Source organism: Polaromonas sp. CG_23.6 (assembly GCF_029892315.1).
GTDB lineage: Bacteria > Pseudomonadota > Gammaproteobacteria > Burkholderiales > Burkholderiaceae_C > Polaromonas.
Map to the genome: position 1 here is coordinate 1,448,065 of NZ_JARXUY010000001.1, position 16,420 is coordinate 1,464,484.

The following is a 16,420-nucleotide window of genomic DNA, read 5'->3' on the forward strand; positions in this document are numbered from 1 at the left end:
GGCAGCGCCGTCCAGCCGCGTGAAATCAGTACAACTTGAACTGGTGTCAAACCTGTCTGACTCCGGGGTAACGTCACCGACGGTTATGAAGCGTGGGGATGTTTCTAAATATAAGAACGCTTGGTTTTTGTTAGGTACAGCTTGTACAGAAATTTTTTTTGCTTGTTAATACATAACTGTATTTAAGGAAAAAATTGCTTGTGATGTTATGAAACTTTCCAAGTGCATTGCGTCGCTGCGAGGGGTGCAGGTGTTGAAGCAGTGAATCAATGCGAAACAGGAAATAAGCTGCAATTACAAATTTTAAGATGGTAACAACCGTCTGCTGAAAGGCTTGCCATGGTTAAGTCAAGACAGACTGAGTGCAGAAATAAGCATTCGGAGCATTTTTTTGGCTTGTATGTCTTCCATTGGGCGTTGCTCTTGGTGACAGCTGTGGGCCCCCTGCTGTATCTGCCATCGTTGCAAGCGCAAACGCGCCCTGCCTATACTGCCATTGAGTACGCCAGGCTTGACAATCCGGGCGCCACCACCGTAATCCGTGGAATGAATTCCACCAACGAGGTGGCTGGCGGCTTCCAAAAGGACAAACGCAAAGCTTCGTCAGCGCTGATTTTCATGGCAAACAACGCCGTCGAGGACGTTGCTGGCGAGCAGGGCGCTGGCAACAGCGTTGCCTATGGCATCAATGACCAGAGCGAGATTGTCGGGGCCTTGAACACCAGTGAGGCGCTTCATCCTTTCCGAGCGGTGCGCAGGGGCGGGGTACAGAAACTCACGCTGCCACCGGGCACCAACGGCGGCATAGCCTATGCGATCAACGAACTGGGCGAGGCTGCCGGCTATGCCAGTGGGGATGTTGGAATTCGCGCGGTGTGGTGGACCCGGCGCGGCGAGGTCCAGTTGCTCCAAAGTATTGGCGCACTGACAACACGGGCCCTTGACCTCAACGACAGGGGCGACATCGTGGGTGTATCCGGCAATGAAGTGAAGACGGCTGTGGCCTGGCCGCGCAAGGGCGGCATCATCAGCCTGGGCACACTGCCTGGCTTTGTCAACAGCGAGGCTGTCAGCATCACTGAAAACGGCGCCATCGCCGGCGTGGCAATTGGCGCTGGTGAATTTCCTAACCGTTCGCGGGCAGTGCTGTGGCAGCCAGGCGGCGTCGGCATTCGGGACCTTGGGACGCTCAATGGCGGCAGTGACAGCCGAGCCCGCGATGTCAACAACCGGGGCGAGGTGGTGGGCACATCAAGCAGCACCGAAGGCGATCGCGCTTTTGTCTGGACTGCGGCAACCGGCATGCTGGACCTCAATTCGCTGGTGACCATCCCTGGGCTGGTGATGACCGATGCACTGAGCATCAACAAGAGAGGGGACATCGTGGTGATGGGGCATGACGGGCAAACTGGCGCGCCCCAGGAGTCCCATGAGCATGTGGACCACCATGCTGCCCGGCGCATTTTTGTTTTGCATCCATTGAGGTGAGAGCAATCATGAAAAATCCTGTCTACCTGATGGTTCAGTGGCTGCTACGGTTTGCCTTGGCAATGTGCACACTTGGATCGCCCTGGCTTTGGGCGCAAACCCCTCAAACGAGCGGTCAATGGCAAAACGGGCCCGATTTCCCCTATTTCCCCACGCACATCCACATGCTTCCCAATTTGACCGTCATGCTTTGGCCAGGGGACGGCGTAAGTGGAGATGACCCAAGGCTCTGGGACCCCGTGTCGGGCAGCGTGACAGCCCTGAGCCGGATTGGTTTCGATCCGTTTTGCAGCGCGCATACGTTCTTGCCGGACGGACGGCTGTTCGTCGCAGGAGGCCACATTGACAACTGGGTTGGGCTGCCCGATGCCGCAATTTACAACCCTGTCAACAACAGCTGGACGCGGCAGGCGCGGATGAACCTCGGCAGGTGGTATCCCACCGTGACCGGGCTTCCCAACGGGGACGTGCTGGTGGTCTCGGGTGCCGTGGACACGCCCAACGGCACCAATCCCTTGCCGCAAGTGTGGCAGGCCGCCACCGGAACCTGGCGCGACCTCACCGCCGCGCAATTGAGCCTGCCTATCTATCCGTACATGTTTGTTGCGCCTAATGGCTCTGTTTTTAATGCAGGCCCCGAAGTTGCAACCCGATATCTGAACACTGCCGGCACGGGGGCATGGTCGTTCGTTGCCAATCGAACGTTCAATGCAGTGCGGGATTACGGCAGCGCCGTGATGTATGCGCCAGGAAAAATCCTCACAGTAGGCGGGAGCGATCCGCCCACGAATACCGCTGAAGTCATCGACCTGAACGCAGCCACGCCAAGTTGGCGTGCCGTGGGCTCGATGAGCGTGGCTCGAAGATCCATGAATGCAACCATGCTGCCCGATGGCACCGTGCTGACAACCGGCGGCACGCGCGGACCAGGGTTTAACAATGGCAGTCCGGGCATGCCGGTGCTTGAAGCAGAGCTGTGGAATCCTGTCACGGAGTCCTGGCGCCTCATGGCGGCTGGCAGACTTGCCAGGATTTACCACTCAACTGCACTGCTGCTGCCCGATGCCCGCGTGTTGGTTGCCGGAGGCAATGGGCTCACGCAAACCGAAATATTTTCGCCGCCCTATCTTTTTGCGGGAGCGAGGCCTGTCATTTCATCAGCGCCTGCCAGCGTTAACAAAGGGCAAAGTCTTTTCGTCGGCACGCCTGACGCGGCGGGCATCGACGCTGTGAGCTGGATTGCACTGCCCTCGGTCACCCATACAAACAATATGCATCAAGGTTTCTTTAGCTCGACCAGCATCACGCAGGCAGCTGGCGGTATTAATATCGTTGCACCGAACAGCCTGACCGTTCCCGCAGGCCATTACATGGTCTTCCTTTTGAAGAATGGCGTGCCATCCACAGCCAGAGTGATCCAACTGACTCCGCAGTCCAGTAGCCTGCTGTCTGCTGTATCGTCTCTGGCGCCGGCCACGGCAACAGCAGGGGGACCGAGTTTTTCGCTGACAGTGAAGGGTTCAAATTTTGTAACCGCCTCCGTGGTGCGCTGGAACGGCTCAAGCCGGACAACGACATTTGTCAACTCCGGCCAGCTTTCGGCAGCGATTGCGGCGGGAGATATTGCAGCCGCCGGAACTGCGCAAATTACGGTGGTGAATCCTGACACAAGCACATCGAATGCCTTGTCGTTCACGACAACCTCCTCATCACCGCCAGCGACATGTACCTTTTCAAACTGGGTACAGGGAAAACAATATGCTGCCGGCAGTATCGTGTCGTACAACAGCAAGCTCTACATCGCCAAGTTTGCAAACCCGGGCTACGACCCCACCATCAGCACTTACTTCTGGGCGGTATATTTCTGCTCTGAAGCACCGCCACCGCCACCGACATGCACCTTCTCAAACTGGGTGCAGGGACAACAATATGCTGCCGGCAGTGTCGTGTCGTACAACAGCAAGCTCTACATTGCCAAGTTTGCAAACCCGGGCTACGACCCCACCATCAGCACTTACTTCTGGGCGGTATATTCCTGCTCTGAAGCACCGCCACCGCCACCCCCACCGCCACCGACATGCACCTTTTCAAACTGGGTGCAGGGACAGCAATATGCTGCCGGCAGTGTCGTGTCGTACAACAGCAAGCTCTACATTGCCAAGTTTGCAAATCCGGGCTACAACCCCACCATCAGCACTTACTTCTGGGCCCCATATGCATGCTAAAAGTTGAACCGGGGCCTCTATTCGACTCTTTATCGTGGGCTTTACCTGGCTTACAGGGACTGCCCACACAGTCAAGTATTACTAAACTGCTGAAATTGCTTTTCTTTGATGACGGTATTCGGCGTGAGGCGAAGCGGCGAGTCATCGAGTAACAGAGCGCACCCTTACAGACGGGCTTATTGCACAGCTGCTGCCCCAACACTGGCAACCTGCTCAGGCACACCATTTGCCACAATGATGGCGCTGGATTCGAGGTGTATTGCCCGGCTTGCTTACCCATGACTTCTCCCAGAGAGGTCATGGACGGAGCCTGCCCGGATCGAGTCCCGGGCAGGCTCCGTCCGTAATGACAAAAGAAAGTGCGAAGCCCTTCGAGTGCGCTGAGTAGTAACTGCTTATGTATGATAAATGGCTATTGCGCACGTCCTGTATGCGTGAGTAGCTATTAATTTTATAGTGTATGAAAGCGGGATTGGGATGTATGCAGACCCGGTGTTTTTTAAAAATCGGGCTTGCATCGCTCATGATGGAGTGTTTGGGAATGGCCGCTAACAAGCCGGGCGGTGGGTCGGGGGCGCTGCAGGCGCGCTGAAAAAACGACACGCGCACTCAACGCTCACGCTTAGCTCAATACTGTTTTCGCGCCTTCAAACCGGGTTGCATAGTATTTGCTGTCCAGCCTGTCCGTCCTCACGCCGGTTCGCGGGTTGCTGGCATGCACGAAGCGCCCGTCGCCCACATAAATGCCAACATGCGAAAACGAATAGCCCAGGGTGTTGAAAAACACCAGGTCGCCAGCCATCAGGTCGGCCGTATTCACCGGGCGTGCGACTTTGGCCATCGACGCTGCGCTTCCCCGCAGTGCGATGCCGGCGGCCTCAAGATAAACGTGCGACACCAGTCCTGAGCAATCAAACCCGGTTGCCGGGCCGCGGCCACCGTACACATAGGACCTGTCCAGCAGCGACAGCGCAAACAGCGCAATATCGCTCCCGGTACGTGAAGCGTCCAGGGATCGCGGGCTGCGGTCGGGTTGTGTGGCGCAACCGGCAAAAGCCAGCAGCGTCATGCTGCCCAGCCACTGACCCCATCCCCTTCGTGAATATGCCTGATGGACCATTGAATCTCCAGCCAAAATTGCAGCACGCGATGCCTGCCAGCGTGTGTACCAGCCGGTCGCCTCAAACCGTTCGCAGATTGCAGGCGAGCTGTAGTGGCATCCTACCGCAGACGTCTGTCGGAAAAAGACTTTGATTCCAGCGGGCATCAGGCGCGCCGTACACTTCGGCCATGTCCGATTTCCTGATGCAATCCCCCGACACCGATGACGCCCTTCGCAGACCGTGCATGGATGTGGCCGTGGTGATGCGCCGCGAGCGCATCGACAACGTGTGGCAGCCGTGGCGCTGGACGCTGGCCGATGTGGTGCCGCATGAGACCAGTTTTGGGACGCAACCGCGCCTGTTGCTGAAGGACGAGCGCGAGGAACGCTGGCTGCATCCCGGCTTCCGGGTGGAGTTGCACCGGGGCGATGCAGAAGGCTACTACCTCAATGTCACCACGCCGCAGCCGTGCTTCTGGGTCGTCTGGCGCATGGAAGAAGTAGCTGCGCTGGCCGAAGAGCCTGTTGCCGTACCGCAAATCGTCACCGTGAGCTACCACGACGCCGGCCGCTGGCTCGATGCGCAGGAAACCGTCGAGCAGGTGCCCGCACCGCCCGACGTGGTGCAGTGGATACAGCATTTTGTTGATGAACACCATGTGCTTGAAGCCAAGCGCCGCCAGCGTCCGCAAAGTTTTCAGCCGCTGGTCGACCGCTTTGGCAGCCCGGCCCGCGTGAGCACCGAAAAGAAGTTTGGCGGAGGCGGAGGCGGTCGTGGCTGAAGAGCCCACCGGATTCCTTGGCCGCTGGTCGCGGCGCAAGACCGACGTGCTGCAGGGCAAGCCACTGGCCGAGCCTGCCGCACCGGTAAAAGCCGCGCCAGTAATTGCCACCGCCGCCTCACCCGCCGCGCTTGTAGCCGACTCGGCCCAGGCCTCTGCGCCTTCGACGCCGCCGGCAGAATCGCCGGAAAAACTGCTCTCGCTGGACGACGTGAAAGCCCTTACCCAGGATTCCGACTTCAAGCCCTTCATGGCCCAAAATGTCGGTGCCGACGTGCGCAACGCCGCCATGAAAAAACTCTTCACCGACCCGCACTACAACGTGATGGACGGCCTCGACATCTATATCAGCGACTATTCCATTGCCGACCCGATTCCGGAATCCATGCTGCGCCAGATGGTCGGCGCCAAGCTGTTGAAAATTTTTAACGAAGATGATGAAAATAATGAGAGTGATCCAGAAGCCGCTGCAGTGCAATCTCCTGTAAATTCAACGAAATCGGTTGAATTGGTTGAAAACGACCTTGAGATGTCGAGGCAGCCTGGAAATTCACAAGACATTCTCAGTCCGACAACCCCAATCGCTGAACTCCCCAGCCAGCCCGAGCCTTTCGAGGATCACGGCGCCAGCCAACCCGACGACCATGCCAACTCTCATTTGCGACTGCAACCAGACCATGCCCCTTCAGCCCCGCGCGCTGGGCACGGCACTTGATGAAAACCTGACGCTGCATTCGACGCTGTGCCGGCGCGAAGCGGGCGCATTCCAGAAAGCCATCCAGTCCGGCGACGACGTCATCGTCGCCTGCACCCAGGAAACCCGGCTGTTTGCCGAACTCGCCCAGCAAACCGAAGGCGCCACGTCCGTTATCAAGTTCGTCAATATCCGGGAAACCGGCGGCTGGAGCAAGGACGCCATTCAGGCCAGCCCGAAGATTGCCGCCTTGTTGGCGCTGGCCCATCTGCCCGATGCCGAACCGGTGCCCACGGTGACCTACAAAAGCGCCGGTCGCCTGCTTATCATTGGCCCGCTCGATGCCGCCGAGCGCGCTGCCGAACTGGTCTCGGATGCGCTTGACGTCACACTGTTCAGTCTGGGCGCAGGCCAGGGCGGCGGTCTGCAGGAACGGCGCTATCCGGTGCTGGCCGGGCAAATCAAGCAACTGACCGGCTGGCTGGGCGCTTTCGAGTTGAACTGGACGCGCAACAACCCGATTGACCTGGACCTGTGCACCCGCTGCAACGCTTGCCTGTCGGCCTGCCCGGAAGGCGCCATTGGCTTTGACTACCAGATCGACATGAGCCTGTGCCAGTCGCACCGGGCCTGCGTGAAGGTTTGCGGCGTCGCCGGCGCCATCGATTTCAGCCGCGAGCCCGAAGCACTGAGCGAAAAATTCGACCTGGTGCTCGACCTGCGCGCCACACCCGCCTTTACCCAGCATGCGCTGCCGCAAGGCTATTTCCGCTGGGATGGCCAGGACAGCCGTATGCTGCTGCAACTGCGTTCGCTGGTGGGCGAGTTTGAAAAGCCCAAGTTTTTCAACTACAAGCAAAAGCTGTGCGCCCACAGCCGCAACAACACCGTGGGCTGCAATGCCTGCATTGACGTGTGTTCGGCCTCTGCCATCAGCAGTGAAAAAAGTCGCCAGCAGATCAAGGTCAATCCCAATCTGTGCGTTGGCTGCGGCGCCTGCACCACGGTCTGCCCGACCGGCGCCATTTCTTATGCCTACCCGCGCCCTGCCGAGCAGGGTACAAAAATCAAGACCTTGCTGACCACCTACGCCAAATCCGGCGGAAAGCATGCCGCGCTGCTGTTGCACAGCCAGGAAGCCGGCACGCGTCTGCTCGGCGACTTGGGCCGCAGGGCCCGGCTCGACCCGGCGATTCGTGGTGTGCCGGCGCGCGTGATGCCACTGGGCCTGTTTCACACCGCTTCAACCGGCCTGGAGCTGTGGCTCTCCAGCGTGGCGTATGGCGCGTCGCAGGTGTGGGTGCTGATGACTGGCGAAGAAGCGCCGCAGTACCGTGAAGCCGTGCGCGAGCAGATGGACGTGGCGCAGGCCATCCTCACCGGACTCGGTTTTTCAGGTGAGCATTTCCGTTTGCTGGAGGCAAAAGATGCGCGCGATCTGGCGGCGCTTGATCTGCAGTTGCAGCCCGCGCCTGCGCAGGGCGTTGCCCAGCCCGCCGGCTTTGCCGTGCAGGCCGACAAGCGCGCCACGCTGGAGCTGGCGCTCGACCATTTGATGGCGCAGGCGCCGGTTATGTCGGCTACCTCAATCACACCAGTCAAGCCGCTCAAAACCGAAGCGATTGCGTTGCCGGCCGCATCGCCGCTGGGTGCGCTGGCCATCAATAAGGATGCCTGCACGCTGTGCCTGAGCTGTGTCAGCGCCTGCCCGGCCAGCGCCCTGCAGGACAACGCCGAACGCCCGCAGCTCCGGTTCATTGAAAAAAACTGCGTGCAATGCGGTCTGTGTGTCACGACCTGTCCTGAAAACGCGCTGACGCTGGTGCCCCAGCTCAGGCTCACGCCCCAGCGCAGGGAAGCCGTGGTGATCAACGAGATGCAGCCCTATGCCTGCATCCGCTGCAGCAAGCCTTTCGGTACGCTCAAGGCAATCGAATCCATGCTGGGCAAACTGGCCGGCCATGCCATGTTCCAGGGTGCGGCGGCTGATCGCCTGAAGATGTGCAGCGACTGCCGGGTGATCGACATCTATTCGGCCGACAACGAAGTCAAGATTTCCGACATTCGCTAACCACTGGCAACGATCCATGCAAGCCCAACTCACCGCCTCCACCCTCGACGAAGAAACCGCGCGTGCCGAGGTCTACGGCCTGCTCGCCGCATTGCTTTATGCGGCGCCTTCAGCCGACTTGCACGACAGGCTGCGCGTGGCCGTGACCCAGGCCCCGGCCGCTGGCGCGCTGCTGGAAAGCCCCTGGGGCGAGCTGGTTGCTGCTGCGCGTGAACAGTCGCTGGACGAAATCCGCCGTGAATACGACGCCTTGTTCGGCGGCGTGGGCAAACCCGAGGTCTATCTTTTCGGCTCCCACTACCTCAGCGGCTTTCTGAATGAAAAACCGCTGGCAGCGCTGCGCACCGACCTGGCGGACCTTGGCCTGGCGCGCGACGGCGCCATGTCAGAGACAGAAGACCATGCTGCCTACCTGTGCGAAGTCATGCGTTACCTGATTGCCGGCGACGATGTCGAAGTGGCCAATCTCACGCGCCAGCGGACATTTTTCACCCGCCATGTGCAGCCCTGGTTCCCCATGATGTGCGAGGCGGTCATGCGGCATCCGAAGGCGCGTTTCTACCGTGCACTCTGCGGCTTTGCGCAATCCTTTGTCAGCGTTGAAACGCAGGGTTTTGACATGCTGGACTGAGACCTTTTATTTTCAGCCCGTGATCGCCGCCACGGAGTGACAGCCATATCCAGCATGGTGCGCACATGTAAATCTTTGATTCGCTATGGTTTCCCCTTGGTTTTTGGACATTATCTCCGTGACCCATTGTGGTGCGCTTGTCTCTGACGTAAAGTTATGAAAATTGCTACATATATACCGCCAAAATTTCAGGAAGCAAAAATGCAAGAAAGCCAGCCCAAACCCTCCCGCCGGGGTTTCTTCTTCGGTGCCGCAGCCACCGGCGCAGCCGCTGCTGCCGTGATGGCGCTGCCGCGAGTGCAGCTCGCTGAAGTTGCCGTTGCGGTTCCCAAGCCCGCACCTGAAAAAGGCGGTGGCTATAGCGTCTCGGAGCATGTCGAGCGCTATTACAAGACGGCGCGCGTCTGATCTCGTCTGATCTCTCTTCCCGGATATTTCTTCTTTAATTCTCACGGAGAGCTTCATGCTGCTCACGAAAAAATCTTCCAGTACCTTGGGTTCGACAGCGCACCGCGCAGGTTCTCCGCGCTTTGTGCAAAGCCTTACACGTGGTCTGTCCCACGCCCTGCCCACCATGGATCGGCGCGCTTTCCTGCGGCGTTCAGGTTTGGGGGTTGGCGTCGGTTTGGCAGCAACGCAGCTGACACTGGTCAAAAAAGCCAATGCCGCTGCATCTGGTGAAGCCACGGGTACCTCAAAAATAGAGGTGAAACGCACGATTTGCTCGCATTGCTCAGTCGGCTGCGCAGTCGATGCAGTAGTCGAAAACGGCGTCTGGGTGCGTCAGGAACCGGTATTTGATTCGCCCATCAACCTGGGTGCGCACTGCGCCAAAGGTGCTGCACTGCGCGAGCATGGCCATGGCGAGTACCGCCTGCGCTATCCGATGAAGCTGGTCAATGGCAAGTACGAGCGTATCAGCTGGGACACGGCGCTGAATGAAATCACCGAGCGCATGCTGGCCTTGCGCAAAGAAAGCGGCCCGGATTCGGTGTATGTGATCGGTTCGTCCAAGCACAACAACGAGCAGTCGTATTTGCTGCGCAAGTGGATGAGTTTCTGGGGCAGCAACAACTGCGACCACCAGGCCCGCATCTGCCACTCGACCACGGTGGCGGGTGTTGCCAACACCTGGGGCTACGGCGCCATGACCAATTCGTACAACGACATGCAAAACAGCAAGTGCGCGTTGTACATCGGCTCGAACGCCGCCGAGGCCCATCCGGTCAGCATGCTGCACATGCTGCATTCCAAGGAAAAGGGTTGCAAGATGATCGTGGTGGACCCACGTTTCACGCGCACTGCCGCCAAGGCTGACGAATACATCCGCATTCGCTCCGGCTCTGACATTCCGTTTGTGTTCGGCATGCTGCACCACATATTCAAGAACGGCTGGGAAGATACCAAGTACATCAACGACCGTGTTTACGGCATGGAGAAAATCAAGGAAGAAGTGCTGGCCAAATGGACGCCTGACAAGGTCGAGGAAGCCTGCGGCGTGCCGGAAGCGCAAGTGTTCAAAGCGGCACAGATGATGGCGATGAACCGGCCCTCAACCATTGTCTGGTGCATGGGGCAGACCCAGCACACCACTGGCAATGCCATCGTTCGCGCGTCTTGCATCCTGCAGCTGGCCCTGGGCAACGTAGGTAAAAGCGGCGGCGGCACCAACATTTTCCGGGGCCACGACAACGTGCAGGGCGCTACCGATGTCGGCCCCAATCCTGACTCGCTGCCGGGCTACTACGGCTTGGCCGAAGGCTCGTGGAAACATTTTGCCAAGACCTGGGGCGTTGACTTTGACTGGATCAAGAGCCGCTACGCCTCGCCTGCCATGATGGGCAAGCCCGGCATCACCGTGTCGCGCTGGATTGACGGTGTGCTGGAGAAAAACGAATACATTGACCAGGATTCCAACCTGCGCGGCGTCTTCTATTGGGGTCATGCCCCCAACTCCCAGACCCGGGGACTGGAAATGAAACGGGCCATGGACAAGCTCGATTTGCTGGTCGTGGTGGACCCGTACCCGTCAGCCACCGCTGCCATGGCCGCCATGCCCGGCAAGGCCGAAGATTTGAACCCGAACCGCGCGGTGTACCTGCTGCCGGCGGCCACGCAGTTTGAAACCAGCGGCTCAGTGACTGCATCGAACCGTTCGCTGCAATGGCGTGAAAAAGTGATTGAGCCGCTGTGGGAAAGCCGTAGCGACCACATGATCATGCAGCAGTTCGCCGACCGCCTGGGCTTTGGCAAGGAGTTGTCCAAGAACTACAAAATGCAAAAGGTCAAGGGCATGGACGAGCCCGTGCCCGAGGACATCCTGCGCGAAATCAACAAGACCTGCTGGACCATCGGCTACACCGGCCAGAGTCCGGAGCGCCTGAAGGCGCACATGCGCAACATGCACCTGTTTGATGTCAAGACCCTTAAATCCAAAGGCGGCAAGGACAAGCTGACCGGTTACGACACGACAGGCGACTATTTTGGCCTGCCATGGCCGTGCTGGGGCACGCCGGAGCTGAAGCACCCCGGCTCACCCAACCTGTACGACACTTCCAAGCACGTCATGGACGGCGGCGGAAACTTCCGCGCCAACTTTGGCGTCGAGCGTGAAGGCAAGACCTTGCTGGCTGAAGACGGCTCGCATTCGCTGGGGGCTGACATCACCACGGGTTATCCGGAGTTCGACCACATCCTGGTGAAAAAGCTCGGCTGGTGGGGCGAATTGAGCGAACCTGAAAAAGCCGCTGCCGAGGGCAAGAACTGGAAGACCGATTCATCCGGCGGCATCATCCGTGTGGTCATGAAAAACCACGGCTGCTATCCGTTCGGTAATGCCAAGGCGCGCGCCGTGGTATGGAACTTTCCTGATGCGATTCCGCAGCATCGGGAACCGCTTTATGGCACTCGGCCTGACTTGGCGGCTAAATATCCGACGCATGATGATAAGAAGACTTTTTGGCGCCTGCCAACACTGTACAAAACATTGCAGGACAAGAACATCGCCGACAAGGTGCATGAGAAATTTCCGCTGATCATGACGTCCGGCCGGCTGGTCGAATACGAAGGCGGCGGCGAGGAAACCCGGTCCAATCCGTGGCTGGCCGAGTTGCAGCAGGAAATGTTCATCGAGATCAACCCCAAGGTGGCCGCCGAAAAAGGCATCCGCAACGGCGAGCGCGCCTGGGTCAGCACGCCGACCGGCGCGCGTCTCAATGTGCAGGCGATGGTGACCGAACGTGTCGGTCCCGACACCGTGTTCATGCCTTTCCATTTTTCAGGTCGCTGGCAGGGCGCCGACATGCTGGCGTATTACCCGGAAGGTGCGCACCCCGTTGTTCGTGGTGAAGCCATCAACACCGGCACCACTTACGGCTACGACAGCGTGACGATGATGCAGGAAACGAAAACGACGGTTTGTAATGTCGAACGAGCATAAGGAAGAATAAAAATGGCACGCATGAAATTTGTCTGTGACGCGGAACGCTGCATTGAATGCAACGGCTGCGTCACCGCTTGCAAAAACGAAAACGAAGTCCCTTGGGGCGTAAACCGTCGCCGCGTGGTGACACTCAATGATGGCGTTCCCGGAGAAAAATCCATCTCGGTGGCCTGCATGCACTGCAGCGACGCCCCCTGCATGGCGGTGTGTCCGGTCAACTGCTTTTACCGCACCGACGAAGGTGTGGTGCTGCACGACAAGGACATCTGCATTGGCTGTGGCTACTGCTCTTATGCCTGCCCGTTTGGTGCGCCGCAGTTTCCTTCCACCGGCACCTTCGGTGTGCGCGGCAAGATGGACAAATGCACTTTTTGTGCCGGTGGCCCCGAGGTCAACGGCAGCCAGGCGGAGTTTGAAAAATACGGCCGCAACCGGCTGGCGGAAGGCAAGTTGCCTGCCTGCGCCGAAATGTGCTCGACCAAGGCATTGCTTGCGGGCGATGGCGATGTGGTGGCGGATATTTTCCGCAACCGCGTCGTGCAGCGCGGCAAGGGCGCCGAAGTCTGGGGCTGGGGCACGGCTTACGGCTCCAAGCAGGCGGGCCAGCCGCCAGCAGGAGCGAAATCATGACAAGGCTTGTCTTGCTGATTCCGGTTTTGGTCGCCTTGGCGGGCTTGTCTGCCTGCGGCGAAAAACCGCAGACCCTGGGCGGTAACAAAGGCCACGTTGCCGCGTTTCAAGGCGCGAAAAACTCGTTTGTAACCCCGGGCTGGAACGCGGGTGACAAAAACAGCTGGGAGCAGGGGCTGAAAACCCGCATGCAGAACACCCAGAACGAGTACTCCAAGATAAACTGACCGGAGGCCTTATGAAGCATGCGCAATTAGCTATATTTTTAATAGCAATTGGTTTGGCAGGACCGGTTGCTGCGCAGGCCCCGGCGCCTGTCGGTTCTGTGCCCGCCATGGAGGCGCAAGCGCCTGCCACCACCCAGGCTGCGCCCAGCGCACCGCCTGCCATGGGAGGTGTCCAGAGCCAGAACATTTTCGAAGTCAAGCCTGACGCCAATGAACTTCCGGGTTATGCCAGCCAGACCAATGGCGAGCGCGCCAAGGTCCAGCCCGGCAACAATGCCCCCATGTGGCGCCAGGTCGGTGCGGGTGTCACGGGACACAGCAGCCTGCCCAAAAGTCAGGCACCGGAGGCTGGCAACCTGATTCAGCCCTTCGTGCAATATCCTGGTTCACGCCTGACCAATGCGGGCGACGCGTGGCGCCAGGTACGCAACAACTGGCTGATTCCTTATGGCGGCGCGCTGCTGGTGATCGTGGTGCTTGCCATTGCGCTCTTTTATTTCAGCAAGGGTTCAATCAAGAACCATACGCCTGACAACGGAAAAAAGATTGAGCGTTTTACACCTTTTGAACGCGCAGCGCACTGGTCCAATGCGATAGCTTTCTCGATTCTGGCCATCTCGGGCCTGGTGATGGCATTTGGCAAGTTCTTCATGTTGCCGGTCATGGGGGGCACGCTGTATGGCTGGCTGACCTATGTTCTGAAAAACATGCATAACTTTGCCGGTCCACTTTTTGCCGTGTCGCTGGTGATTGTATTTTTTACATTTTTGCGCGACAACTGGCCGCAAAAGGGCGACTTGAACTGGTTGCGAAAAGGTGGCGGCCTGTTTTCAGGCAACGAGCCTGCATCCAACCGCTTCAACGCGGGTGAAAAAGTTGTTTTCTGGGGCGGCGTGTTCTTCCTGGGCTTGATCGTGGTGTCCTCCGGCTTCGTGCTGGACAAAATTGTGCCTGGCATGGTTTATGAGCGGGGAACCATGCAGATTGCGCACATGGTCCATGCCGTGGCCACAGTTTTCATGATGGCCATGTTCATGGGGCATATTTATTTGGGCACCATCGGCATGCAGGATGCCTACAAAGCAATGAGAACCGGTTATGTGGACGAAGCCTGGGCCAAAGACCACCACGAATACTGGTATGACGAGGTCAAGGCGGGCCGCATTCCTGCCCAGCGCAGCCAACCCGTGCCCCCTGCCATACCGGCGGTTCAGGCATAAAGACAAGAGCCAAGGATTTCCATGAAAAAATACCTCATTACCAGCCTGATGCTCGGTGTCTGTACGCTGGCAATGGCGAAACTGCCGGCACTTTCGGCCGAGGCCAAGGCCAAGTCCGATGAAGCTGCCGGCAAGGCAGCATGGACTTCAAAAGTCGATGCTTACCAGCTGTGTCAGGCGCAGGACCGGGTAGCCGCCATGTATATGGCTTCTGCTCAGACTGCTGGCAAAGAAACCAAGCCGGCGACGGCCACTCCGCCTTGTGCCAATCCGGGCAGTTACGTCGCTGCACCTGCTAATGCGGCCAAACCCATTGAGGCGTCAGGCGCCCATTCACCAGCCACCACGGCTGCCAGCCCGCCCAGCAGCACGGTGCCTGATGCCGTTATGAATCCGGCCAGAAAGCCCTGATTTTTGCTATTTCTTTTTCTGAAAGGCCGGACCGCAAGGTGCCGGCCTTTTTTTACGGTACTCTTTTTTCCATGACACTTCCCTATCTGACGAAAGCCCGGGCACCGCTGACCAGCGAGATTGATGCGGTCAACGAATTTGGCGAACAGCAAAAAGTCTCGATTCCTGCCGAGCGTGCGCTGACGGTGTATGTTGACAAGCGCGAACTGGTCACGTTGATGACGCTGGGGGCGAACCCCGAACTGCTGGTGCTGGGCTACCTGCGCAACCAGCGCCTGGTGCGGGACGTCGCCGACATCGAGTCGATCACGGTTGATTGGGATGTGGGTGCCGCCGCCGTCAAAACGCGCCACGGCATCGAGGACATCGAGGAAAAAACCGCACACCGGGTGGTTACTACCGGGTGCGGGCAAGGCAGCGTGTTTGGTGGCCTGATGGACGAGGTGGACCAGATCGCACTGCCCGAAGAGGCAGCCATCACGCAAAGCCAGCTCTACAGTTTGGTTAACACCATCCGGCTCAAGGAAACCACCTACAAGTCAGCCGGCTCGGTTCATGCCTGCGCGTTGTTTTCAACTGCTTCCGGCGAATCCGACATGCTGCTGTTTGTCGAAGATGTCGGGCGGCACAACGCCATCGACACCATCGCCGGCTGGATGTGGATGAATGAAGCCCCCACGCTCCCCACTCCGTGTGGTTCGCTGCCCCCCGAGGGGGCGCTGCGCCTGCAGCCCGGCAAAGCCGGTTCCGCGGCCCTTGCAGGTGCAGAGACGCAGAACTCCCCCGCACTTGCCGTATCGGACTCCGCCGAAGGGGCGCTGCGCCTGCAGCCCGGCAAAGCCGGTTCCGCGGCCCTTGCAGGTGCAGAGACGCAGAACTCCCCCGCGCTTGCTGTATCGGACCCCGCCGAGGGGGCGCTGCGCCTGCGGCCCGGCAAAGCCGGTTCCGCGGCCCTTGCTGGTGCAGAGACGCAGAACTCCCCCGCGCTTGCTGTATCGGACCCCGCCGAAGGGGCGCTGCGCCTGCAGCCCGGCAAAGCCGGATCAGCGGCCCTTGCTGGTGCAGAGGCGGATGACTCAGCTGCGCATGCTGTATCGGATGCCGCGGCTTCAACTGCTTCAGGGCTGGTCTTCTACACCACCGGCCGGCTGACCAGCGAGATGGTCATCAAGTCGGCGCAGATGGGCGTGCCGGTGGTGGTCTCGCGCAGCGGCATCACGCAAATGGGCCACCAGGTGGCGCAATTGGTCGGCTTGTGCGCAATTGGCCGTGCCACCAACAAACGGTTTCTTTGCTATACCCATGCCGAGCGGCTTCGACTGGAGCCTGGCTTGCTGGTTGCAGCTTCTGTTTCAGCCGGTGCGGGGTGAGTCGTGTTGCCAGCGCAGACAAGATTCTTTTTTGATAGCTGTCAGCACAAGCGCAATATGCGCAAACTACATTTTTGGCTTGTAAAAATAACCTGAAAACCTTGGCAAGGCCAGCTTGGCCGCGAGA

The 16,420-nt window shown here is 59.0% G+C and carries 13 protein-coding genes and 2 pseudogenes; 14 read left to right on the top strand and 1 reads right to left on the bottom strand.

Annotated features, from left to right (window positions below):
• Positions 1 to 546 precede the first annotated feature (546 nt).
• Positions 547 to 1,488: a hypothetical protein gene (locus H4V98_RS06865; protein ID WP_196861546.1), complete on the top strand. Its 942-nt coding sequence runs from the start codon at positions 547 to 549 to the stop codon at positions 1,486 to 1,488.
• Between the two features lie 239 nt (positions 1,489 to 1,727).
• Positions 1,728 to 3,713 carry a galactose oxidase-like domain-containing protein gene (locus tag H4V98_RS06870; protein WP_280757361.1) on the top strand — a complete coding sequence of 662 codons (1,986 nt, stop codon included), beginning with the start codon at positions 1,728 to 1,730 and terminating at the stop codon, positions 3,711 to 3,713.
• Between the two features lie 622 nt (positions 3,714 to 4,335).
• On the opposite strand, the gene H4V98_RS06875 is transcribed toward H4V98_RS06870, so the two are convergent.
• The gene (locus tag H4V98_RS06875; RefSeq protein WP_196861548.1) at positions 4,336 to 4,833 is read right to left on the bottom strand and encodes a C40 family peptidase; all 498 of its coding nucleotides are present in this window, start codon (positions 4,831 to 4,833) and stop codon (positions 4,336 to 4,338) included.
• Positions 4,834 to 5,003: 170 nt separating this feature from the next.
• Between H4V98_RS06875 and H4V98_RS06880 the strand changes: the two genes are divergently transcribed.
• The 12 genes and pseudogenes from H4V98_RS06880 to H4V98_RS06935 form a co-directional block, all read left to right on the top strand.
• On the top strand, positions 5,004 to 5,597 hold the full coding sequence (locus H4V98_RS06880; RefSeq protein ID WP_231374275.1) for a DUF3305 domain-containing protein: 594 nt from the start codon (positions 5,004 to 5,006) through the stop codon (positions 5,595 to 5,597).
• Positions 5,590 to 6,312, top strand: coding sequence for a DUF3306 domain-containing protein (locus tag H4V98_RS06885; RefSeq protein ID WP_196861549.1), 723 nt, complete (start codon positions 5,590 to 5,592; stop codon positions 6,310 to 6,312). The genes H4V98_RS06880 and H4V98_RS06885 overlap by 8 nt, the downstream gene beginning before the upstream one ends.
• Positions 6,275 to 8,362: a 4Fe-4S binding protein gene (locus H4V98_RS06890; protein WP_196861550.1), complete on the top strand. Its 2,088-nt coding sequence runs from the start codon at positions 6,275 to 6,277 to the stop codon at positions 8,360 to 8,362. The genes H4V98_RS06885 and H4V98_RS06890 overlap by 38 nt, the downstream gene beginning before the upstream one ends.
• Before the next feature lie 16 nt (positions 8,363 to 8,378).
• On the top strand, positions 8,379 to 8,993 hold the full coding sequence (locus H4V98_RS06895) for a molecular chaperone TorD family protein (protein WP_196861551.1): 615 nt from the start codon (positions 8,379 to 8,381) through the stop codon (positions 8,991 to 8,993).
• Between the two features lie 201 nt (positions 8,994 to 9,194).
• Positions 9,195 to 9,401 carry a formate dehydrogenase gene (locus H4V98_RS06900; RefSeq protein ID WP_280757362.1) on the top strand — a complete coding sequence of 69 codons (207 nt, stop codon included), beginning with the start codon at positions 9,195 to 9,197 and terminating at the stop codon, positions 9,399 to 9,401.
• 55 nt (positions 9,402 to 9,456) lie between these two features.
• Positions 9,457 to 12,432, top strand: a complete 2,976-nt coding sequence (locus tag H4V98_RS06905) for a formate dehydrogenase subunit alpha (RefSeq protein ID WP_196861553.1) — start codon at positions 9,457 to 9,459, stop codon at positions 12,430 to 12,432.
• 12 nt (positions 12,433 to 12,444) lie between these two features.
• Positions 12,445 to 13,065 carry a formate dehydrogenase FDH3 subunit beta gene (fdh3B, locus tag H4V98_RS06910; protein ID WP_029525759.1) on the top strand — a complete coding sequence of 207 codons (621 nt, stop codon included), beginning with the start codon at positions 12,445 to 12,447 and terminating at the stop codon, positions 13,063 to 13,065.
• Complete coding sequence (locus H4V98_RS06915) at positions 13,062 to 13,292, top strand: hypothetical protein (protein WP_196861554.1); 231 nt, start codon at positions 13,062 to 13,064, stop codon at positions 13,290 to 13,292. The genes fdh3B and H4V98_RS06915 overlap by 4 nt, the downstream gene beginning before the upstream one ends.
• A gap of 11 nt (positions 13,293 to 13,303) precedes the next feature.
• A complete protein-coding gene (locus H4V98_RS06920; protein WP_196861555.1) occupies positions 13,304 to 14,512 on the top strand; it encodes a formate dehydrogenase subunit gamma in 1,209 nt (402 codons plus the stop codon).
• 21 nt (positions 14,513 to 14,533) lie between these two features.
• Positions 14,534 to 14,923, top strand: a complete 390-nt coding sequence (locus tag H4V98_RS06925) for a hypothetical protein (RefSeq protein WP_196861556.1) — start codon at positions 14,534 to 14,536, stop codon at positions 14,921 to 14,923.
• A gap of 71 nt (positions 14,924 to 14,994) precedes the next feature.
• Positions 14,995 to 15,594: pseudogene (locus tag H4V98_RS06930) on the top strand (formate dehydrogenase accessory sulfurtransferase FdhD); the annotation flags it as partial.
• A 456-nt stretch (positions 15,595 to 16,050) separates the two neighbouring features.
• A pseudogene (locus tag H4V98_RS06935) lies at positions 16,051 to 16,293 on the top strand (formate dehydrogenase accessory sulfurtransferase FdhD); the annotation flags it as partial.
• Positions 16,294 to 16,420 lie beyond the last annotated feature (127 nt).

What these genes read in the sequence shown, in the direction of transcription:
- H4V98_RS06900 (WP_280757362.1), top strand. Translation starts at nt 9,195, where the DNA reads ATGCAAGAAAGCCAGCCCAAACCCTCCCGCCGGGGTTTCTTCTTCGGT.
- H4V98_RS06925 (WP_196861556.1), top strand. Translation starts at nt 14,534, where the DNA reads ATGAAAAAATACCTCATTACCAGCCTGATGCTCGGTGTCTGTACGCTG.
- H4V98_RS06920 (WP_196861555.1), top strand. Translation starts at nt 13,304, where the DNA reads ATGAAGCATGCGCAATTAGCTATATTTTTAATAGCAATTGGTTTGGCA.
- H4V98_RS06875 (WP_196861548.1), bottom strand. Translation starts at nt 4,833, where the DNA reads ATGGTCCATCAGGCATATTCACGAAGGGGATGGGGTCAGTGGCTGGGC.
- H4V98_RS06905 (WP_196861553.1), top strand. Translation starts at nt 9,457, where the DNA reads ATGCTGCTCACGAAAAAATCTTCCAGTACCTTGGGTTCGACAGCGCAC.
- fdh3B (WP_029525759.1), top strand. Translation starts at nt 12,445, where the DNA reads ATGGCACGCATGAAATTTGTCTGTGACGCGGAACGCTGCATTGAATGC.
- H4V98_RS06915 (WP_196861554.1), top strand. Translation starts at nt 13,062, where the DNA reads ATGACAAGGCTTGTCTTGCTGATTCCGGTTTTGGTCGCCTTGGCGGGC.
- H4V98_RS06880 (WP_231374275.1), top strand. Translation starts at nt 5,004, where the DNA reads ATGTCCGATTTCCTGATGCAATCCCCCGACACCGATGACGCCCTTCGC.
- H4V98_RS06865 (WP_196861546.1), top strand. Translation starts at nt 547, where the DNA reads ATGAATTCCACCAACGAGGTGGCTGGCGGCTTCCAAAAGGACAAACGC.
- H4V98_RS06890 (WP_196861550.1), top strand. Translation starts at nt 6,275, where the DNA reads ATGCCCCTTCAGCCCCGCGCGCTGGGCACGGCACTTGATGAAAACCTG.
- H4V98_RS06895 (WP_196861551.1), top strand. Translation starts at nt 8,379, where the DNA reads ATGCAAGCCCAACTCACCGCCTCCACCCTCGACGAAGAAACCGCGCGT.